The sequence below is a fragment of the Ruegeria sp. HKCCA5839 genome (genome assembly GCF_013035585.1).
Taxonomy (GTDB): Bacteria; Pseudomonadota; Alphaproteobacteria; order Rhodobacterales; family Rhodobacteraceae; genus Ruegeria.
In genome coordinates, this window is record NZ_WQIE01000002.1 from 616,958 (window position 1) to 636,696 (window position 19,739).

The window sequence follows — 19,739 nt, forward strand, 5'->3', positions numbered from 1 at the left end:
TTCACGCGGCCTCTCCCGCAACACCGGCCATCAATAGGCCCAGCTCTTTTTCATCGGTTTCATGAGGCAAACGTTCGCCCATGATATGTCCATCAAACATCACCGCGATCCGATCCGAGAGCGAGAAGATCTCTTCCAGCTCGACCGAGACCAGCAGGATTGCCTTGCCCTGATCGCGCAGGGCGACGATTTGTTTGTGAATGAATTCAATCGCTCCGATATCGACGCCACGCGTTGGCTGCCCGACCAGCAACAGGTCTGGGTTGCGCTCGATCTCTCGGGCAACCACGATCTTTTGCTGGTTGCCACCGGAAAAGCTCTTGGCTGCAAGCCAAGGATCGGGTGGGCGCACGTCGAACTTTTCGATTTTGGCTTCGGTGTCCGCCCGCAAAGCGGCGTTGTTCATGAACATCCCGCGCTGATATGCCGGGTCGCGGTGATAGCCAAAGGCCACGTTTTCCCAAGCGTGGAAGTCCATCACCAGACCCTCGCGCTGCCGGTCTTCGGGCACATGAGCGATATGCTGCGCGCGGCGCGCCTGGCCGTCTGATCCCGCCCCGCTGAGCGCCAAGGGCGTGCCGTTCAGTTTAATAGCCCCCTGGCCCGGGCGCATACCGCCCAGAACCTCAAGCAACTCGGACTGACCATTGCCCGCAACGCCTGCAATCCCGACGATTTCGCCTGCGCGCACGGTCAGGTCGATGCCTTTCACACGCTCGACACCCGCTTGATCGAAGACACGCAGGTTTTCGACCTCAAGAATGGGTTTGCCGGGCTTTGCCGGGGCTTTATCGACCTGCAACAGAACCTTGCGGCCCACCATCAACTCGGCCAGCTCTTCAGGGCTGGTCTCAGAGGTCTTGACGGTGGCCGTCATCTCACCGCGTCGCATGACCGAGACGGTGTCAGTGTTCTCCATGATCTCGCGCAGCTTGTGCGTGATCACGATGATCGTTTTCCCTTCGGCGCGCAAGCGGTCGAGGATACGGAATAGCTGATCGGCCTCGGCCGGGGTCAGAACACCGGTGGGTTCGTCCAGAATCAAAATCTCGGCCCGACGATACAGCGCCTTCAGGATCTCGACCCGCTGTTGCATGCCGACACCAATCTCGTCGATGCGCTTGTCTGGATCGACGAACAGTTCGTATTCCTGCTCAAGCTCTTTCAGTTCCTTACGGGCCTTGGCCAGAGAGGGGGCCAAAAGCCCGCCATCTTCCGCTCCCAGCACGATGTTTTCCAGAACGGTAAAGTTTTCGACCAGTTTGAAATGCTGGAATACCATCCCGATGCCCGAGGCGATTGCCGCCTGGCTGTCAGGGATGTCGGTTTTGGTGCCGTTGATCCAAATCTCACCTTTATCGGCTTTGTAAAACCCATAGAGGATGCTCATCAGCGTGGATTTGCCCGCACCGTTTTCACCGATGATCCCGTGGATCGTGCCGGGGGCGACGCTGATCGAGATGTCCTTGTTGGCCTGAACCGGCCCAAAGGCTTTGGAAATCCCTTTGAGCTCAATGGCGGGGACGGTCATGTCTTGTCCTCAATTGCCGAAGGGGTGCCTGCGTATGGCAACGCAGCAAAACGTAAATGGGACGGAGGTGATCCCCCGTCCCATCTGAATAGACATCAGAACTGCAGAGCAGGACAGCTGTCGTTTTCGTAGTAGCTGACAACAGTCACGTTGCCGTCGATGATGTCCTGGCGCGCCTTGTCGACGGCACCTTTCATCTCGTCGCTGACCAACGGCGCGTTGTTTTCATCCATCGCAACGCCCACGCCTTCTTCGGCCAGACCCATTGCGAAGACACCGGTTTCAAGGTTTTCACCGGCTTTCATCGCGTCATAAACGGCAACGTCTACGCGTTTCAGCATCGAGGTCAGAACTTTGCCTGGGTGCAGGTGATTCTGGTTGCTGTCCACACCGATCGACAGGATGCCTTCGTCGGCTGCAGTTTGCAGAACACCAACACCGGTGCCGCCCGCAGCCGCATAGATCACGTCAGCGCCCTGGCTGATCTGCGCTTTGGTCAGTTCCGAGCCCTTAACCGGATCGTTCCAGGCCGCCGGGGTGGTGCCGGTCATGTTGGCAACAACTTCGACGTCAGGGTTCACAGCTTTGGCGCCTTGTGCATAGCCGCAACCAAAGTGACGGATCAGCGGAATATCCATGCCGCCGATAAAGCCGACTGTGCCTGATTCAGACGCCATCGCGGCCATCATGCCAACCAGGTACGATCCTTCATGTTCGGCAAAACCGATCTGGCGGATGTTCGGCGCGTCCAGCCAGGTCACGTCAACCGCAACGAATTTTGTGTCCGGATAGTCGCCTGCAACAGCAGACAGCGGATCCGCCATGGCAAAGCCCATTGTGATGATCGGGTTTGCGCCGGCCTCAGCAAAGCGGCGCAGAGCTTGCTCGCGCTGCGCTTCGGACTGCAGCTCGATTTCGCGGTATGTCCCACCGGTCTCATCGGCCCAACGCTGTGCGCCATTATGAGCCGCTTCGTTGAAAGATTTGTCGAACTTGCCACCAAGGTCGAAGATCAGCGCAGGTTCAGCCAATGCGGCACCTGCGGTCAAAGCGACAGCAGCGGCGGCACCCATCAAAGATTTCATCAGGGTCATTTTTTACTCCCGTTGGTTTTTGTCGTTGGTCCAGGGCCGCAACAACCCCGGTCACCCACTCAGAGCGAGCATATCTATTGTGATGAAGAGAATTTATCCGGTTTGCAACAGAGACTATCAACTGGTTTTTTGCCCGAATGGTCAAAAAAATCACGATAACGGGTCAAATCAGCTGATTTTCCATCAAAATCGCATCGATCTTGGGCCCATGGTCGCGTAAATAATAGTCTTTTCTTACGCCGCATTCGCGGTAACCGCTTGCCGCATAAAGCGCGAACGCAGCGGAATTATCTGCTGCCACTTCCAGAAAAGCCCGTGTCGCGCCCAATTTTGCGGCTCTGGCCTGCCAATGGGTCATGCAATGTCGCGCCAAACCCTGACGTTGAAACCTGGGGTGAGTCGCGATGGTCAGCAGTTCCGCCTCGTCCGCGATTACTGTGAACACAGCAAAACACCGAGGGTCGCCCAAAATATGTGTAAACCGGTTGGCGCCCAGGTCGGCAAATTCGTCTGCTGCCCAGGCGCGCGCTGTGACGAAGGCAGCGGCATGGGTATCGGCCATCTCTTGCGGCGTCATTCGTCCAACAGAACCGGTGGACGGTCTTTTGATGGGGCCGCATCGGCTGCGCGAATATAGAGCGGAGCAGGGGGTGACGCCGGATCCGAGGCGCGCTGCGCCGCTATATGCGCAATCGCGCGGACATGATCTTTGGGGTCATCACAAATGAATAATTGACCAAGCTTTGCAGCCGCGTCTTGCGGTATGAGCTGCGGGTCTTGCCCCGTTGGGTGCACATAAATCTGTTCGCGTGGGGCGGGGATCGCGGCAAGCTGATCCTGCGGGGCCAGGCGGGACAGAGCCTCGAACCCAGTGACGCCAATCGCAGGAACGCCCAGCCCCAGTGCAAGACCACGCGCAGCCGAGACCGAGATACGAATACCCGTGAAATTGCCGGGCCCGGTTCCGACACCGATTGCATCCAGATCCGACCAAGCGCAGTTGCTGTCCGTCAACAACTCCTCCAGCAGAGGCATCAACCGTTCGGCCTGCCCCCGGGTCATCGCCTCGACCCGCGCTGATTGAATGTCGTCGCCCCGCAACAAAGCGGCCGCGCAATGCGCGGCCGATGTGTCGAATGCCAGTATTATGGGTTCAGACGGCAACCGGGCGTACCTCGGTCACTTCGGGGATGTAGTGGCGCAGCAGGTTCTCGATGCCCATTTTCAACGTCAGGGTTGAAGACGGGCAGCCCGCGCAGGCCCCTTGCATATGCAGGTAAACCACACCGCGGTCGAACCCGTGAAAGGTGATGTCACCCCCGTCTTGCGCGACCGCCGGACGCACGCGGCTGTCAAGCAAATCTTTGATTTGGTTGACGACTTCGGCATCCTCGCCGGTATGTTCAGCATGGCCCGAGGCGGTTTGGGCATCCTCGCCCATCACTGGCTGACCGGATTGGTAGTGCTCCATCACCGCGCCAAGGATCGCCGGTTTGATGTGATCCCACTGCACGTCGTCGGTCTTGGTCACTGTGACAAAATCATTGCCAAAGAACACGCCCGTTACGCCATTTACGCCAAAAATACGCTGCGCTAGCGGTGATTTTTCGGCAGCTTCGGGGGTCGGAAAATCAGCCGTGCCTGCGTCCAGAACCGTCTGTCCGGGCAGGAATTTCAGCGTGGCCGGGTTTGGTGTGGATTCGGTTTGGATGAACATGGCGCGGCTCCGTTTCTGTTGGTTCAGATATGCGCCCGAGGGGCAAGGAAGTCAAGAATTGGAATCGTTCTAAAGTGCGCTGGCATATGACAGGGCAGCGTCCAACCTGTCATCACCCCAAAATACCTCGCTCTCGACCACGAAACTGGGCGCACCAAACAGGTCCAAGGCCTTGGCCCGCGCGCCCTGTTCAAACAAGGCGGCTTTTATCGCGGGGTCGGCCGCCAGCGCGAGGCTTTCGGCAGGTAAATCCGCCTTTCGCAGGCATTCAGTCAACACGCTGTCCTGAGAAATATCGTGGCCTTCGCCAAATTCGGCCGAAAAAACGGCCCGGCAAAACGCTGCACGATCCGTCTGGGCATCGACGGCCAATGCCAACCGTGCGGCTTTCAGGCTGTTCTGCGGAAACGGTTCCGGGCGGTGCAGGGGAAGGCCGCGTTCATCGCACAACCTCTCCATATCGCGCCACATATAGCGCCCTTTGGCCGGGTAAAGGTTGAAGGGCGATGTTGCCCAGCCCTGATCGGCAAAGATCGGCCCCAGAAGAAAAGGGTGCCAAGACACTGACACCCCGCACCGGGCGGCCTCATCTTCAATCCTCATCGCGCTGAGATAGGAGTAGGTGGACGCGAAATCGAACCAGAATTCAAGCTGCGCACCCATGGTGATCCCTCAGGTGATTTCTTCCAGCTTTTCCTTGCTCAGGTCACCGGGAACGATGGTGATCGGGATCGGCAAGCTGCCCGAATTCTTGGTCAACTGCGTGATCAGAGGGCCGGGGCCCTTCTTGTCGGTCCCCGCACCAAGAACCAGCACACCGATTTCCGGATCTGATTGCACATGTGCAATGATCTCAGCCACCGGGTCGCCTTCGCGGATCGCAAGCACAGGTTCAACCTTTTGCTTGTCACGCATCCATTTTGCAAAGACCTCGTAATGGGCATGGATACGTTCGCGCGCCTCTTCGCGCATCACTTCGGCCACGCCGATCCAGTGATTGAATTCGTCTGGGGGGATGACCGAAAGGATAGTGACGCCACCGCCGGTATGGGCCGCACGCATCGCCGCAAAGCGCATCGCGTTCAGGCATTCGCGACTGTCATCCAGAACAACCAGAAACTTGCGCATTATTGTCCTCTTTCTTTTTCCCAGATCATGCCCGAAGCTGAACAGGCTGGCAACCAGAGCGGTTTGGGTTAACCGGCACTTGCAGCCCAATCCCAATACATCTCGCGGGCGCGGCGAGCAATGGGGCCAACCTGATATTGCGTTTCATCCAAGGCAGTTACCGGTGTCACCTTGTTCATGTTCCCCGTCATGAATACTTCGTCTGCTGCGTGGAAATCATCGAAACTCAGCACTGTTTCGTGGACCTTGACGCCATCGCTGCGCAGGTTCTTCATATGTCGCGCGCGGGTGATCCCGGCCAGAAACGTGCCATTGGGGACAGGGGTGAACACCTCTCCGTCGCGAACCATGAAGATGTTTGCGGTTGCTGTTTCGGCGACGTTGCCCATTGCATCCGTCACCAGCGCGTTCGAAAACCCCTTGGACCGCGCCTCTTTCAGCATTCTCGCATTGTTGGGGTAAAGACATCCGGCCTTGGCATTGACCACCGAAGATTCCAAGACCGGACGGCGGAACCGGGTGGTTGTCAGCGTGACGGAGGCAGCCTCGGGTGCCATCGGGATCTCTTCCAGACAGATGGCAAATCCGGTTGTATCACTTTGCGGGACAATTGCCGTGATGTCGCCGTCGATACCCCAATACATTGGGCGGATGTAGACTGCGGCGTCTGGTGCATAGGATTGAAGGCCTTCGCGCACGATCTCGACCATTTGCTCGGGTGTCACGGTCGGGTTCAGCATCAAAGCTTCGGCTGACCGGTTCACCCGCGCACAATGGGCATCGAGATCCGGAGCCATGCCATCGAAATACCGCGCCCCATCAAAGACTGACGAGCCCAGCCACGCGCCATGATCCGCGGCGCGCATAATCGGTGCGTCGCCATCGTGCCACTGACCTTCGAAATAGGTGCGGATATTCTTTCCGACTGCCATGATGCCCTCCACAGTTTGGGCCAAACTAGGAGGGCATCACGCAGAGGTCCAGCGGATTGTCAGCGCGGCTTAATCGGAACCCGCGCCGACCATTCCAACGATCTCATAGGTCTGGCGCAGGATCGGTGCGGTGATCTCTCTCGCGCGTTCTGCCCCGCGCGCCAGGATGCGATCAATCTCGGACTGGTCACCCATCAGGCGCGCCATTTCCGACGAGATCGGAGACAGTTTCTCGACCGCCAGCTCGGCCAGCATCGGTTTGAACTCCCCGAATTGCTTGCCACCCACCTCGGCCAGCACCTGCGCAGCAGACTTGTCGCTGAGGGCCGCGTAGATGTTGACCAGATTGCGCGCCTCGGGACGGTCGTCCAGCCCCTTTAGCTCGGAAGGCAAAGCATCCGGGTCAGTTTTGGCCTTGCGGATCTTCTTGGCAATCGTGTCAGCATCATCGGTCATGTTGATGCGGCTCATATCTGAGGGGTCGGATTTGGACATCTTCTTGGACCCGTCACGTAAGCTCATGACACGGGTGGCAGCCCCTTCGATCACCGGCTCGGTGATGGGAAAGAAATCAACGCCGAAATCGTTGTTGAATTTGATCGCAATGTCGCGGGTCAGCTCTAGATGCTGCTTTTGGTCTTCACCCACTGGAACGTGTGTCGCGTGATAGATCAGGATATCTGCGGCCATCAGCGACGGATAGGCAAACAGGCCCAGCGAGGCGTTCTGCTGGTTCTTGCCGGCCTTGTCCTTCCACTGGGTCATGCGCTGCATCCAGCCCATGCGGGCGACACAGTTAAAGATCCATCCGAGTTGGGCGTGTTCAGGTACCTGGCTTTGGTTGAACAGGATCGATTGTTCTGGATCGATGCCTGCTGCGATGAAACCGGCACACAGTTCACGGGTGTTGTGCATCAATGCTGCTGGATCTTGCCAGGTGGTGATCGCGTGCAGGTCAACCATGCAATAGATGGTTTCGAAATCGGCGCCCTGCATGTCCACAAAGCGTTTCATCGCGCCCAAATAGTTGCCCAGGGTCAACCCGCCCGAAGGCTGGATGCCCGAAAACACGCGCGGCGTGAACTGGGTCTCGGTCATCGAAGGAAACTCCCGTCTGGAAAAATCAGCCCCCGTCGCTTACCCATGAGGTCAAGGGACGTCAACAGCCGCAAAGGGCCGCCCAATGAGCAGTGACCACAATGTACACGCCGTGAACCCCTTGCCACCCGCCGTTGTGGCGCTGTTTTTGTGTATCATGGGGATCGAGTTGGCCTTTACACTTGGTGCACGCGGATTGATCGGCGGACCCGAAGCTGTCGGATGGCGGCTGCTGGCGCTTGAGAAATATTCGTTTTCGCCCAATGTCTTCAACTGGATGGTGCAAAACGGGCGCTGGCCGCTGGACTATGTGATGCGCTTTGTCACCTATCCGTTTGTCTCGGGCAGCTTCACTCAGGCCATTTTTGTGTCCGTGTTTTTACTGGCCATGGGTAAGATGGTGGCCGAGGTTTTTGGTGGCGTGCAGATGCTGGTGATCTTTGTGCTGTCCGGTGTGGGCGGCGCTTTGGCCTATGTGCTGCTGTTGGACCCGGCCTATCCCTTGGTCGGAGGGTTCCCGCCGGTCTATGGGTTGATCGGCGCGTTTACCTGGCTGTTGTGGCGCAGATTGTCTTTGATCGGAGAAAACCAGTCGCGGGCGTTCAGCCTGATTGCGATGCTGATGGGCATTCAGCTTGTATTTGGTTTGCTGTTTGGGGGGACGTCGGACTGGGTCGCTGACCTGGGCGGTTTCGCTACGGGGTTTGGTTCGTCCTTCTTTCTGGCACCGGGCGGCTGGTCCCGGATCGTAAGCCGCATCCGTCGCGAGTGATTACGACCGTCGCAAGGCGCGTTTGAACTCGGACAATTGGAACGCCTTGAGCAGATGGCCAAGGATGAAATAGGCCAGCGCCGCAATCATGATCAGCAAAATCAGGGCCAAATAGCGCCAACCCTCTAGCTGGAATGCCCAGCCGAATAGTTCGATCGCGGCGTAAAGCACCACACCCATTCCGGCTGATGCCGCCATGATCCGCCAGATCCTGCGTTTGAAACGCTCATCAAATCGGGCCTCCTCACCCATGCGGCGCGCGCCAATGGCCAGCAACAGCACCATCGCCCAACCCGCAGCCGAGGCCGCAATTGCCGGGGCGATCCAGCCCACCAGCGGGAAGAGCCCGAACGCCAGCACCGCATTGACCACCATGGCCACCACCGCATAGCGAAACGGCGATTTGGTATCTTCGCGGGCAAAGAACAATGGCTGAAGCAGTTTCTGCAGCATGAAGGCAGGCAGCCCGATGCCGTAAATTGCCACGGCCATTGCGGTTGCGATTGTATCCTCGGTGCTGAACTGGCCACGTTCAAACAGGACCGACACCAACGGTTGCGGGATGATGACAAAAGCCACGGTCGAAGGAATGGTCAGCAGCAAGGTGAATTCGCCCGCGCGGGAAAACGCGTTGCGAGCGCCGTCCTTGTCATCTGCGCGCAAACGGCGCGACAGGTCGGGCAGCAATACGATACTGACCGCAATCCCCACCACACCCAGCGGCAATTGATAGAGACGGTCAGCGGCAAAAAGCCAGCTCACGGCTTTTTCGGTCTTGGATGCCACCAATTGCCCGACCACCAAATTAACCTGAGTGACCCCCATCGCCAGAGCGGCAGGCACAGCAACGCGGACCATATGGCGCATTTCCGGGCTGAGTTTTGGCAGCCCGGGGCGGATTATGACCCCGGCGCGTTCGGTTGCAACCCAGACCAGCGCCAATTGGGCAACCCCGGCAACGGGAATGACGGCGATCAGCCAACGAATGACTTCGCCCCCCGATATCGCCCCGAAAACGAGGGCCGAGCAGGCGAATATGTTCAACAAGACGGGGGCTGCTGCCGCTGCGGCAAACCGGCCTGTCGCGTTCAGCACCCCGGAAAACAGCGCCGCCAAAGCCATGAACAGGATGTAGGGAAACACCACATAGCTGTAGTCAACCGCAAGGTCGAAGCGTTCGTCGCCATAAAACCCCTCGGCGGTGATCCAGACCAGGGCTGGCATGAACACCATGGCCAGCCCAACCAGCGCCAGAACCGCGACGGCCAGCAGGTTGAACGCATCTTGGGCAAAGCCCTGCGCATCCTCGCCCCCTTCCAGCCGCTTGGAAAACATCGGCACAAAAGCCGCGTTGAAAGCGCCTTCGGCAAAGAACCGGCGGAACATGTTGGGCAAGCGGAAGGCTGCGACAAAGGCATCCATCACCGGTCCGGGTCCGATATAGGCGGTTAGCAGGATCTCTCGAACAAAACCAAGGATACGGCTGGCAAGCGTCCAGAACCCGACTGTGAACAGGCCCGAGAACAGACGGATCTGTTTCATGACGCGGCGCGCTCGGCGCCGTCGGCAATGGCCTTGCGCAACCGGCTTTCCAAGGCGCGCTGTTTGCTTTCCGAGTGGTATTTCAGGCCAAACATGTCTTTGACATAGAATGTATCGACCACCTGTTCGCCGTAGGTGGCGATCACTGCATTGGCGATGTAGACATTTGATGCCGCCAACGCGCGCGTCAGGTCATAGAGCAGACCAGGGCGATCGCGGGTATCGACCTCGATCAACGTATAGATCTCGGACCCTTCATTGTCGAAAGTGATATGCGTGGGAACGTTAAAAGCTTTTTCGCGCTTCTTGATCTTGTCGCGGGATTTGAGCGCCTCTTGCGCCACGACCTCGCCTTTCAGCGTTCGGCTGATCATCTTGGTCAGACGCGGCAGGCGATCAGCCTCGAACGGCCGGCCCTGCGCATCCTGCAGCCAGAACGCGTCAGCCACGTAACCATCTTTGGTCGTATAGCTGCGAGCATCCACCACATTGGCCCCAACAAGCGCCAAAGCCCCCGCAATGCGCGCGAAAATGCCCGGATGGTCTGCCATGGCGAAACAGGCACGGGTAGCGTCGCGATCCTCGTCGGGATGCAGGCGGATCTCCATCGCGCCGGGGTCTCCGCTGGTTTCCAATGCGCGCAGCATCTCGGCAAATTCGACCTGGGTCGCGGTGTTGAGGCCCTGCCAATAGGGATCGTAATGCCGCCCGGTTTCGGTCTTGAGGTCCGCCTTGGGCCAATCTGCAAGTTGGGCTCGCAGCGCCTTTTTCGCCTCAGCTCCACGATTGGCGCGGTTGAGGTCTTCCATACCGGTTTCAAGCGCGCGCTTGGTTTCGGCATGAAGTGCGCGCAACAACGTGGCTTTCCAGTTGTTCCAAGTGTTTGGCCCGACGCCGCGAATATCGCAGACGGTCAGGACCGTCAGCAGATCCAGACGTTTGACGGTTTTCACCGCCTTAGCAAAATCGCGGATTGTACGCGGGTCCGAGATGTCGCGTTTCTGTGCCATGTCCGACATCAGCAAATGATAACGCACCAGCCATTCCACCGTTTTGCACTCGGACTTGCCGAGCCCTAAGCGTGGCGCCACCTTCCGCGCGATCTGGGCGCCCAGGATTGAATGATCCTCGGGGCGGCCTTTTGCGATGTCATGCAGCAACAAAGCGACATAGAGAACCTTGCGGTTCACGCCGTTTTTCAGGATCGATGACGCCAAAGGCAAAGCTTCGATCAGCTCACCACGTTCAATTCGGGCCAGATGTGTGATGCACTGAATGATGTGCTCGTCCACCGTATAGCTGTGATACATGTTGAACTGCATCATCGCGACGATGGGCTCGAACTCGGGCAGGAAGGTCGACAGAACACCCAATTCGTTCATGCGCCGCAATGCGCGCTCGGGGTTTCCGTGCTTCAGCATCAGATCCAGAAAGATACGCTGCGCTTCCTTGTCGTTGCGCATATCTTCGTCGATCAGATCCAGATTGGCCGAGACCAGGCGCATCGCGTCCGGGTGGATCAGCATTCCGGTGCGCAGACCTTCTTCGAACAGGCGCAGCATATTCAGCTTGTCGGTCAGGAACGTGTCTGGATCTGCAACGTCCAGACGCCCGTGTACAACCTTGTACCCGTCCTTGACCCGCGGGCGGCGGCGGAAGATCCGTTCAAGCAGAGGCGCGCTTTTGACATGAGCAGCTTCCAGCTTGGTCAGGAAGATCCGGGTCAACTCGCCCACGCTTGTGGCTTCGCGGAAATAGCGCTGCATAAAGATTTCGACGCCGCGGCGCCCGGCGCGGTCTTTGTACCCCATGCGCTCGGCCACTTCGACCTGCAGGTCGAAGGTCAGTTGTTCAGTTGCCCGGCCAGTGACCAAATGAAGATGAGACCGGACCGCCCAAAGGAATTCTTCGGCCTGGACAAAGCCCCGAAACTCCTCGGCGGCAAACAGGCCGAGCGGTACCAATTCAGCCACGTCCTGTACGCCGTAGATGTATTTGGCGATCCAGTAGAGCGATTGCAGGTCGCGCAGCCCGCCTTTGCCCTCTTTGACGTTCGGTTCGACGACATAGCGTTGGCCCTGCTTGAGGTGCCGCGCTTCGCGTTCTTGTAGTTTGGCCTCGATGAACTGCTTTTCAGAACCTTTGAACAGATCTTCTTGCAGCCGGGTGTCCAGCTCTTGCGCCAGGGCGCTGTCGCCTGCCAGTTGTCGGTGTTCCAGCATCGCCGTGCGGATCGTGAAATCCTCGGCCCCAAGGCGCAGGCAATCCTTGATCGTGCGTGAGGAATGGCCAACCTTGAGCCGCAGATCCCAAAGGATGTACAGCATGGATTCGATGACGCTCTCGGCCCAGGCGGTGATCTTGTAGGGCGTCAGGAACAACAGATCGACATCCGAAGCTGGGGCCATTTCGCCACGACCATAGCCGCCCACCGCCATCACTGCGATCCGCTCTCCGCGCGTGGGTGTGGCCAGCGGGTGCAGCTTTTCGCTGGATACCTGCATGGCGACGCAGACCAGTTGGTCGGTAAGATAGGCGTATGAGCGGGTCAGCGGTCGGGCATCAAAAGGACGTTCGGCAAAAGCCTCTGCTATAGCTTTGCGTCCTGTTTTTTGGGTGTCCCGCAGAATGCGCACCGTTTCGGCACGTAATGCGGTGTTATCCGTGATGGTCTCGAATGCGTTGGCAAGCTGAGTGCTGACCGCGGCGCTGTCGAAGATTTCGTCTGCCGGGCAAATCAGCTCCCCCAGCGGGGGAGCGATCCGAAGGGCCCAATCAGAATCCGGCGCCAGAGAAGCTTTGTGGGGCAGGGTCAATCACAACCACCTGTTTGTTCTGAATTGTCGCGACCGCGAGGCCGCGTTGGTTTGTTCCGTTGGGCAGCAGGCGGAAGATGCCTCCGACACCTTGAAAGCCGGCCCCTTGGGTCAGGGCGGCGCCGGACAGTGCGTTGGAATTCCCCTGGCTGACCAGTGCGCCGATAGCAGCGATGCCGTCATAAGCCAACCCGCTGATTGGATGCGGTGCCTCGCCATAGGTGTTGTTGTACCGCTGGCGATAGGCTTGCGCCTTGGCAGGGTCGGGTAGAGCGAACCATCCGCCTTGCACACCGGGCAATTCAAGTGTCTGCGCGGGGATATCCCAGCGAGTCAGGCCGATATACTGCGTGGTGGCCGGTGATACACCTGCTTCCGGCAGCAGTTGCGAGAACAGCGGCAGGGCCCCCGCCGTTGTGGCGGTTAGGAACATCGCGTCGGCGTTGTTGGCGTCTACAGTCGCTTTGACTGTTGGGATCGAGTCGATCACACCTTGCTGCGAACGTTCGAAATTAACCGTCCCCGCATTGGCCACCGGGCTGCTGCCTAAAGCCGAGGCAATTGCCGACTGCGCTTGCTGACCAGCGGCGTCGTTGCTGCTGACAATGACAGCGCTCGACTTGCCCTGGCGGCCTGCATAGCTGACCAGACGGTCGGCGGTGTTCTGGAAGGTTGGGCCCAGAACATAAACGTTGCCACCCGCGATGCTGGTGTTGTTCGAGAAGGACAGCACATTGACGTTGTTGTTCAAAACAGCCAGGCCTGCCGAGTTCGCAGCCTGGGCGTAGACGGGCCCCAGAATGATCTTGGCACCGTCGGCAACAGCCTGCTGCGCCACTGCCGCGGCTGTATTGGCGCTGCCTGCAGTATCATAGACCCGCAGATCGATTAGCACATTTGGCAGATCCGACATGGCCAGACGCGCGGCATTCTCAAGACTGCGGGCAAGCTCTGCATCACCGGATTGGGGTGAGCCGCTTGGAACCAGCAAAGCAACGGGCACAGGCTCGGAGGTATTGATCGACGGACCTCCACCAAATCCACCGGGTTCACAGGCGGCCAGCACGGCTGCGGCGGCCAGAACGGTCGCGAAACGCGCCAGCTTGCGTACGGGGTTGCAAACGGTAAACATCTAAATGAGAACTCCCTGATCGGCGGCTTGGCACGCTGCTATACTATTGCGCCGCGATAATAAACGTCACGCTGTGAGGGTCCAGCTTTGAATTTTGTAAAAACCAAATTGAACGCCGGGCTGTATTTTGTGGCCACGCCGATTGGAACGGCGCGCGATATCACGCTGAGGGCTTTGGACGTACTGGCCTCGGCAGATGTAGTCGCCGCAGAAGACACCCGCAGTTTGCGCCGGTTGATGGAGATCCACGGCATCCCGCTGGAAGGTCGGCGGATCCAAGCCTATCACGATCACAGCGGCGCAGGCGCGCGCGAGAAAATCCTTGATGCACTACGCGACGGCAAGTCCGTTGCCTATGCGTCCGAAGCCGGGATGCCCCTGATCGCTGACCCGGGGTACGACCTTGGACGGCAGGCGTCCGAGGCGGGGTTCATGGTCACCTGCGCGCCCGGGCCGTCGGCTGCGTTGACGGCGCTGACGCTTGCGGGCTTGCCCACAGATGCGTTTTTCTTTGCCGGGTTTTTGCCCAATTCGACCGGTGCCCGCAAAGCGCGTATCGAGGCGCTGCGCGATATCCCCGGCACGCTGGTCTTTTACGAATCGCCCAAGCGGTTGGCGGCTTGCCTCTCGGACATGGCCGATGTGCTTGGCGGGGATCGGCAGGTTGCCATGTGTCGTGAGTTGACGAAAAAGTTCGAAGAAGTGCGGCGCGGAACGCTTGCGCAATTGGCCTCGGATTATGAATCCACCACCGTCAAGGGTGAGGTGGTCTTGCTGGTCGACCGCAGCCATTCGCCAAGCGTTAACGAATCTGACGTAGATCAAGCGTTGAAAGACGCTTTGGAAAGCCACTCGGTGCGCGATGCGGCGGATTTGGTGGCGCAGATGTACAAGTTGCCGCGCCGCCCGATATATCAAAAGGCGCTGAAGCTGGGAAAGGGATGAATTGGCCACACGATCCACGCGCGGCACACTCGCCTATCACGCGGGCCAATCGGCAGAGATGTCGGTGGCCGATGACTATGCGCGGCGCGGATACCGGATCCTCCACCACCGCTGGCGCGGTGCCGGGGGTGAGATTGATCTGATCGCGCGCGACAGCGAAGGTCTGGTCTTTATCGAGGTCAAGAAAAGCCACAGCTTTGACGCCGCTGCGGCCCGTATCAGTAAGCGCCAAATGGCACGTATTTACGCATCGGCAGCGCAGTTTCTGGAAACCGAACCGGCCGGGCAGCTGACCAATGCGCGGTTTGACGCGGCGCTTGTTGACGCCTCGGGCGCGGTTCAAATTATTGAAAATGCCTTCGGACAGGTTTGATCGCCATTGAAATCGCCATTGAACCTGGGGCGCTGCTACGCCATGTATCAGGCGTAAATACGAGGGACGCGCCATGAAAATTGCCTTTCAGATGGACCCGATCGGGGCCGTGGATATCAACGCCGACAGCTCATTCCGTCTGGCCGAAGAGGCGCAGGCCCGTGGGCATACTCTGTTTTTCTACGGACCCGATCAGCTCGCCTATCAGGAAGGTCGCATTACCGCGCGCGGACAGGACATGACGGTTCAGCGCGTGCCGGGTGATCCTGCTGTATTGGGCCCCGAGCGTGAGGTTGATCTGGCCGATTTCGACGTGATCTGGCTGCGGCAAGACCCGCCTTTTGACATGCACTACATCACCTCGACCCACCTTCTGGACCGGCTCAAAGGCAAGGCGCTGGTGGTGAACGATCCGTTTTGGGTGCGGAATTATCCCGAGAAGCTGCTGGTGCTGGACTTCCCTGAGATGACGCCGCCTACCACCATCGCGCGTGACTTGCAGACCATCAAAGCGTTCAAGGAAAAGCACGGCGATATCATCCTCAAACCGCTTTATGGCAACGGGGGCGCGGGTGTGTTTCGGCTGGATACCAATGATCGCAACCTGACCTCATTGCATGAGCTCTTCACCGGGTTTTCGCGTGAACCCCTGATCGTTCAGAAATTCCTGCCGGATGTCAGCAATGGCGACAAACGCGTCATTCTGGTCGGTGGCGAAGCGGTTGGCGCGATCAATCGGGTGCCAGCCAAAGGCGAAACGCGGTCGAACATGCATGTGGGTGGGCGCCCCGAAAAAATCGGTCTGACCGAACGCGATAAAGAGATCTGCGCGGCCATCGGGCCTTTGTTGAAGGAAAAAGGTCAGATCTTTGTCGGCATCGACGTGATTGGTGATTATCTGACCGAGATCAACGTGACCTCACCCACCGGCATTCAGGAGCTGGAACGCTTTGATGGCGTGAACATCGCCGAAAAGATCTGGCAGGCGATCGAGGCCAAGATTTAACCCGCCACCTTGGCGCTGATGCGAAAACTCAGCGCCTCGGCCACATGCGGGCGGCGGATTTCATCCTCACCGGCCAGATCCGCAATCGTGCGCGCCACGCGCAGGATGCGGTGAAAGGCGCGGGCCGACAGGCCATAGCGTTCGGCGGCTTTCAACAACAAGTCTTTGCCTTCGGGATCAGGCGCGGCGATTTCTTCCAGCAGTTTCCCCTCCACATCCGCGTTTTGGCGGGTATCGGGTGTGTCTTTGAATCGGTCTGCCTGTATCTGCCGCGCTGCGTCCACGCGGGCCGCAACGGCGGTTGAGCTGTCGCCAGACGGTGGCAGATCCAGATCGGTGAAGGCGACCGGAGGAACCTCGATCCGCAAATCGAACCGGTCCATCAAGGGGCCCGAAATGCGCCCCAGATAGTCTTCTCCGCATCCCGGAACGCGGGAACAGGCGCGGGCGGGATCGGTGAGATAGCCGCATTTGCAGGGGTTGGCGGCGGCAACCAGCATGAACCGGCAGGGATATTTCACATGGGCATTGGCACGGGCCACCATCACCTCTCCGGTTTTGATCGGTTGGCGCAGGGTTTCCAGTACGGTGCGGGGGAATTCGGGGAACTCGTCCATGAACAGAACGCCGTTATGCGCCAATGATATCTCGCCCGGTTTTGCACCTTTTCCACCGCCAACGATTGCCGCCATCGAGGCGGTATGATGGGGCTCGCGAAACGGGCGGGTGCGGCTGATACCGCCTTCGTCCAACAGGCCGCAGAGGGATTGGATCATCGAGGTTTCCAGCGCCTCGGTCGGGGTTAGGGGCGGCAGGATGCCCGGCAGGCGTGCCGCCAGCATGGATTTGCCCGACCCCGGTGTGCCGATCATGATCAGGTGATGCCGCCCGGCGGCGGCGATCTCTAGCGCGCGCTTGGCGCGTTCCTGCCCTTTGACGTCTCGCAGATCACGCGGGCTGGTGTCCAATGTGACCTCTCCGGGTGTCGCAGCGGCCAGCGGCGATTGTCCGGTGAAGTGGCGCACCACATCGCCCAAGGAACCCGCACCGATTACCTGCGTCGCGTCGACCCACGCCGCCTCGGCGCTGGAAGCGCGGGGGCAGAGCAGCGTGCGGTCTTCGGCAGCGGCCGTCATCGCGGCGGGCAGAGCCCCCACTACGGGCACGAGCGATCCGTCCAGCGAAAGCTCGCCCAGCGAAACGGCACCTTCGGCGGCGTCACGGGGAATGATCTCAAGCGCGGACAGCAAGGCAACTGCAATCGGCAGATCAAAATGGCTGCCTTCTTTTGGTAGATCCGCCGGTGACAGGTTGATGGTGATCCGTTTGGACGGCAACGCAATCGCCATCGCGCTGAGCGCGCTGCGTACCCGGTCGCGTGCCTCGGATACGGCCTTGTCCGGCAGGCCCACGATGGAAAAGGCAGGCAGCCCGGGGGATACGGCGCACTGCACCTCAACCGGGCGGGCATCGACCCCCTGAAAGGCAACTGTATGAGCAAAGGCGACCATGGCGATCCTGTTTCGTGGTTAACAGGTCGTTGCTGCCATGGGCGCGGTTTAAGAATGGTTAATGTTTGGCCATCATCGCGGTGAATTTTGGCCAGGCCTCGGGGTCTGCGACGGTTTTGTCGCGGCAGAACGGATTGCAGAAGCCCCAGACCTGACCGTCCAGTTCCAGAAAGTCGCGCACTGGGTCGCCCGAATAAGGGCAATGCGTATTGCGCGACGGGCCCTGCGACACCGGTTTTGCTTTTGACGTACCGCCGACCGGCCAAGGTTGATGCGACAGATCCTGTGGATAGGGGAAGGGATCATAATCGACCGTCAGACCCATTGCGCGCCATTGCCGCACCGCGGTGTCGGCCAGAAGGAACAGGCAATAGTCCTTATTGTCAGAAGACACCGGCAGATCATACCCGATGATCCGTGCCGCGACCGGGGTATAAAAAACATCCGCCAGAGAATAGTCGCCGAACAGTGGGCCGGTATCGCTGCCCGAAACCGTTCGGGCATGAGCCCAAAGCTCTTCAACGCGCCGTAAATCCTTCAGCGTTTCTGGGGATGCTTTGAACCCGTGCCAGCAGTGTTTCAATTGCATCGGGCATTCACCCCGCAAGGCAGAAAAACCGGCTGTCATCTCGGCACATAACCAGCGGGCTGTTGCGCGTGCTGCGGGGGCACTGGGCCAGAGGCCTGCATCGGGATGGCGTTCGGCAAGTGTTTCCGCCATAGCCAGACTTTCGCCCACGACAGTTCCGTCGGGCAGGCGCAAGGTGGGAACCAGCCGTGCCGGCGCGAGGGGCTTCATGTCTTCCTCCATGGTTCCAGAATAGAGGCCGATCATATGGCTTCGATAAGGCAGGCCGAACTTTTCCAACATCAACCAGCCGCGCATCGACCAGCTGGAAAACAGGCGGTCTCCGATAAACAAATCATAAGTCATGGCGCCACGATGGCGTCTGGGTCGTTATCCGTAAATCAGTGATTTGTGCGCTGCCTGATCACGGGCGGTGATTGATCCGTCCCACGGACCAACGGTCGCCATGATGGGTCACCTCGGTGACCGAGAGGTTGTCGATGCGATGGCTGAACGCTTCATAAGCAGTCAAATCCAGCGCGCGTTGCAGCTGTGTCAGGATCACCCCGAAATGCGCCACGATGATTAGGTCCTGAGCGCTGAACTGGGCAATCAACGCGTCAACGGCCGCATCGACGCGCGCGCGCACTTCGTTCCAGCTTTCGCCCCCGGGTGGACGGACGTCACCGGGGTTGTCCCAATAGGCAAAGGCCAGTTCGGGATCCTCGGCTTCTATTTCTTTGAAGCCGCGCAGCTCCCACGTGCCGAAGTTGATCTCGCGCAGGTCAGCCCGATGAGCCAATCGCTGGCGTTGCCCCTGTATGACCGACGCGGTGTCTGCCGCGCGGGTCAGGTCGGACGAAATCACAAGGGCCTGCGCGGGCAAGTGTTCGTGAAGGCGCACGATGGCTGCGGTGTCGCTCAGGTCTGCGGGTAGATCGGACCACCCCACCATTGTTTTCGCATGGGTCGGCCCGTGGCGCACCAAATGCAGCCGCGTCACGGCAATTGCCCTTTCAGCACCAGCGGCAGACCGGCGGTGATCTGAACAACCAAATCTGCCTGCGCGGCCAGCGCGATGTTCAAGCGGCCTTGTGCCTCGCGAAACCTGCGGGACAGGGCGTTGTCTGGCACAATACCATGCCCGACCTCGTTCGAGACGATGACAACCTGTGCGGCGCAATCGCGCAGGGCTTGCAACAGAGCGTATTGCTGGGCCTGCAAATCATGTTCCGCCAGCAGATGGTTGGTCAGCCACATCGTGGCACAATCGATTAAACAGGCATCATCGGCGGTCAAATCACAAAGGGCCGGGCCCAGATCGAACGGAGCTTCTATCGTGGTCCAACCCGCACCGCGCTGGACAATATGTCGCTCGACTTTCTGGCGCATCTCGTCATCAAACACTTGTGATGACGCAAGGTAAACTCTGTTTTTTCCAGACGAAACAACAAGTTGTTCGGAAAACTCGGACTTTCCTGATGCAGCGCCCCCCAAGACTAAGGTTAAATCGGGACGCATAAATCATACCTTTCTGGTGATCCAACCGGTGATGTCCTGCGTATCGACACCAG

Annotated in this window: 20 protein-coding genes; 4 read left to right on the forward strand and 16 right to left on the reverse strand. The window is 59.0% G+C overall.

All coding sequences use genetic code 11. The features are described 5' to 3' along the window. Position 1 precedes the first annotated feature (1 nt). The 9 genes from GOV38_RS08600 to trpS form a co-directional block, all read right to left on the reverse strand. Positions 2–1,531, reverse strand: a complete 1,530-nt coding sequence (locus tag GOV38_RS08600) for an ABC transporter ATP-binding protein (protein WP_171130855.1) — start codon at positions 1,529–1,531, stop codon at positions 2–4. 95 nt (positions 1,532–1,626) lie between these two features. Continuing rightward, complete coding sequence (locus GOV38_RS08605; protein WP_171101001.1) at positions 1,627–2,625, reverse strand: BMP family protein; 999 nt, start codon at positions 2,623–2,625, stop codon at positions 1,627–1,629. Positions 2,626–2,788: 163 nt separating this feature from the next. Further along, positions 2,789–3,202: a GNAT family N-acetyltransferase gene (locus GOV38_RS08610; protein ID WP_171208958.1), complete on the reverse strand. Its 414-nt coding sequence runs from the start codon at positions 3,200–3,202 to the stop codon at positions 2,789–2,791. Then, positions 3,199–3,789: a tRNA (adenosine(37)-N6)-threonylcarbamoyltransferase complex dimerization subunit type 1 TsaB gene (tsaB, locus tag GOV38_RS08615; RefSeq protein ID WP_171208957.1), complete on the reverse strand. Its 591-nt coding sequence runs from the start codon at positions 3,787–3,789 to the stop codon at positions 3,199–3,201. The genes GOV38_RS08610 and tsaB overlap by 4 nt, the downstream gene beginning before the upstream one ends. After that, on the reverse strand, positions 3,779–4,342 hold the full coding sequence (locus GOV38_RS08620; protein WP_171208956.1) for a NifU family protein: 564 nt from the start codon (positions 4,340–4,342) through the stop codon (positions 3,779–3,781). Before GOV38_RS08620 ends, tsaB begins: the two co-directional genes overlap by 11 nt. Positions 4,343–4,411: 69 nt before the next feature. Next, positions 4,412–5,005: a 2-hydroxychromene-2-carboxylate isomerase gene (locus GOV38_RS08625; RefSeq protein ID WP_171208955.1), complete on the reverse strand. Its 594-nt coding sequence runs from the start codon at positions 5,003–5,005 to the stop codon at positions 4,412–4,414. Positions 5,006–5,014: 9 nt separating this feature from the next. Beyond that, entirely contained in the window at positions 5,015–5,470 is a 456-nt protein-coding gene (locus tag GOV38_RS08630) for a universal stress protein (protein ID WP_171101011.1), read from the reverse strand. A 68-nt stretch (positions 5,471–5,538) separates the two neighbouring features. Beyond that, on the reverse strand, positions 5,539–6,402 hold the full coding sequence (locus tag GOV38_RS08635; protein WP_171208954.1) for a branched-chain amino acid aminotransferase: 864 nt from the start codon (positions 6,400–6,402) through the stop codon (positions 5,539–5,541). A gap of 69 nt (positions 6,403–6,471) precedes the next feature. After that, complete coding sequence (gene trpS, locus GOV38_RS08640; protein ID WP_171130839.1) at positions 6,472–7,500, reverse strand: tryptophan--tRNA ligase; 1,029 nt, start codon at positions 7,498–7,500, stop codon at positions 6,472–6,474. Between the two features lie 85 nt (positions 7,501–7,585). Between trpS and GOV38_RS08645 the strand changes: the two genes are divergently transcribed. Next, the gene (locus GOV38_RS08645) at positions 7,586–8,272 is read left to right on the forward strand and encodes a rhomboid family intramembrane serine protease (protein WP_171208953.1); all 687 of its coding nucleotides are present in this window, start codon (positions 7,586–7,588) and stop codon (positions 8,270–8,272) included. On the opposite strand, the gene murJ is transcribed toward GOV38_RS08645, so the two are convergent. Genes murJ through GOV38_RS08660 form a run of 3 tightly spaced genes read right to left on the reverse strand, consistent with a single transcriptional unit; the run spans position 8,273 to position 13,762 of the window. Continuing rightward, a complete protein-coding gene (murJ, locus tag GOV38_RS08650) occupies positions 8,273–9,814 on the reverse strand; it encodes a murein biosynthesis integral membrane protein MurJ (RefSeq protein ID WP_171208952.1) in 1,542 nt (513 codons plus the stop codon). After that, positions 9,811–12,630 (reverse strand): [protein-PII] uridylyltransferase, encoded by a 2,820-nt coding sequence (locus GOV38_RS08655; protein WP_171208951.1) that lies wholly within the window; start codon positions 12,628–12,630, stop codon positions 9,811–9,813. The genes murJ and GOV38_RS08655 overlap by 4 nt, the downstream gene beginning before the upstream one ends. Next, complete coding sequence (locus tag GOV38_RS08660) at positions 12,590–13,762, reverse strand: penicillin-binding protein activator (protein WP_171130830.1); 1,173 nt, start codon at positions 13,760–13,762, stop codon at positions 12,590–12,592. Before GOV38_RS08660 ends, GOV38_RS08655 begins: the two co-directional genes overlap by 41 nt. A gap of 87 nt (positions 13,763–13,849) precedes the next feature. Between GOV38_RS08660 and rsmI the strand changes: the two genes are divergently transcribed. The 3 genes from rsmI (at position 13,850) to gshB (ending at position 16,086) form a co-directional block, all read left to right on the forward strand. After that, a complete protein-coding gene (gene rsmI / locus GOV38_RS08665; RefSeq protein ID WP_171208950.1) occupies positions 13,850–14,707 on the forward strand; it encodes a 16S rRNA (cytidine(1402)-2'-O)-methyltransferase in 858 nt (285 codons plus the stop codon). A gap of 1 nt (position 14,708) precedes the next feature. Beyond that, positions 14,709–15,080: a YraN family protein gene (locus tag GOV38_RS08670; protein WP_254430549.1), complete on the forward strand. Its 372-nt coding sequence runs from the start codon at positions 14,709–14,711 to the stop codon at positions 15,078–15,080. A 73-nt stretch (positions 15,081–15,153) separates the two neighbouring features. Further along, on the forward strand, positions 15,154–16,086 hold the full coding sequence (gshB, locus tag GOV38_RS08675) for a glutathione synthase (protein ID WP_171212983.1): 933 nt from the start codon (positions 15,154–15,156) through the stop codon (positions 16,084–16,086). Here gshB and GOV38_RS08680 read toward each other — a convergent pair. Genes GOV38_RS08680 through cobU form a run of 4 tightly spaced genes read right to left on the reverse strand, consistent with a single transcriptional unit; the run spans position 16,083 to position 19,686 of the window. Beyond that, entirely contained in the window at positions 16,083–17,597 is a 1,515-nt protein-coding gene (locus GOV38_RS08680) for a YifB family Mg chelatase-like AAA ATPase (protein ID WP_171208948.1), read from the reverse strand. The two genes, gshB and GOV38_RS08680, sit on opposite strands and share 4 nt — an antisense overlap. Positions 17,598–17,655: 58 nt before the next feature. Further along, the gene (locus GOV38_RS08685; protein WP_171208947.1) at positions 17,656–18,531 is read right to left on the reverse strand and encodes a glutathione S-transferase; all 876 of its coding nucleotides are present in this window, start codon (positions 18,529–18,531) and stop codon (positions 17,656–17,658) included. Positions 18,532–18,589: 58 nt separating this feature from the next. Beyond that, positions 18,590–19,168 (reverse strand): histidine phosphatase family protein, encoded by a 579-nt coding sequence (locus GOV38_RS08690; protein ID WP_171208946.1) that lies wholly within the window; start codon positions 19,166–19,168, stop codon positions 18,590–18,592. Continuing rightward, complete coding sequence (gene cobU / locus GOV38_RS08695) at positions 19,165–19,686, reverse strand: bifunctional adenosylcobinamide kinase/adenosylcobinamide-phosphate guanylyltransferase (protein ID WP_171208945.1); 522 nt, start codon at positions 19,684–19,686, stop codon at positions 19,165–19,167. The genes GOV38_RS08690 and cobU overlap by 4 nt, the downstream gene beginning before the upstream one ends. Between the last annotated feature and the right edge of the window lie 53 nt (positions 19,687–19,739).

What these genes read in the sequence shown, in the direction of transcription:
- GOV38_RS08620 (WP_171208956.1), bottom strand. Translation starts at nt 4,342, where the DNA reads ATGTTCATCCAAACCGAATCCACACCAAACCCGGCCACGCTGAAATTC.
- GOV38_RS08660 (WP_171130830.1), bottom strand. Translation starts at nt 13,762, where the DNA reads ATGTTTACCGTTTGCAACCCCGTACGCAAGCTGGCGCGTTTCGCGACC.
- GOV38_RS08635 (WP_171208954.1), bottom strand. Translation starts at nt 6,402, where the DNA reads ATGGCAGTCGGAAAGAATATCCGCACCTATTTCGAAGGTCAGTGGCAC.
- GOV38_RS08625 (WP_171208955.1), bottom strand. Translation starts at nt 5,005, where the DNA reads ATGGGTGCGCAGCTTGAATTCTGGTTCGATTTCGCGTCCACCTACTCC.
- cobU (WP_171208945.1), bottom strand. Translation starts at nt 19,686, where the DNA reads ATGCGTCCCGATTTAACCTTAGTCTTGGGGGGCGCTGCATCAGGAAAG.
- GOV38_RS08680 (WP_171208948.1), bottom strand. Translation starts at nt 17,597, where the DNA reads ATGGTCGCCTTTGCTCATACAGTTGCCTTTCAGGGGGTCGATGCCCGC.
- GOV38_RS08645 (WP_171208953.1), top strand. Translation starts at nt 7,586, where the DNA reads ATGAGCAGTGACCACAATGTACACGCCGTGAACCCCTTGCCACCCGCC.
- GOV38_RS08600 (WP_171130855.1), bottom strand. Translation starts at nt 1,531, where the DNA reads ATGACCGTCCCCGCCATTGAGCTCAAAGGGATTTCCAAAGCCTTTGGG.
- gshB (WP_171212983.1), top strand. Translation starts at nt 15,154, where the DNA reads ATGAAAATTGCCTTTCAGATGGACCCGATCGGGGCCGTGGATATCAAC.
- GOV38_RS08605 (WP_171101001.1), bottom strand. Translation starts at nt 2,625, where the DNA reads ATGACCCTGATGAAATCTTTGATGGGTGCCGCCGCTGCTGTCGCTTTG.
- GOV38_RS08685 (WP_171208947.1), bottom strand. Translation starts at nt 18,531, where the DNA reads ATGACTTATGATTTGTTTATCGGAGACCGCCTGTTTTCCAGCTGGTCG.
- GOV38_RS08610 (WP_171208958.1), bottom strand. Translation starts at nt 3,202, where the DNA reads ATGACGCCGCAAGAGATGGCCGATACCCATGCCGCTGCCTTCGTCACA.
- GOV38_RS08630 (WP_171101011.1), bottom strand. Translation starts at nt 5,470, where the DNA reads ATGCGCAAGTTTCTGGTTGTTCTGGATGACAGTCGCGAATGCCTGAAC.
- trpS (WP_171130839.1), bottom strand. Translation starts at nt 7,500, where the DNA reads ATGACCGAGACCCAGTTCACGCCGCGCGTGTTTTCGGGCATCCAGCCT.
- murJ (WP_171208952.1), bottom strand. Translation starts at nt 9,814, where the DNA reads ATGAAACAGATCCGTCTGTTCTCGGGCCTGTTCACAGTCGGGTTCTGG.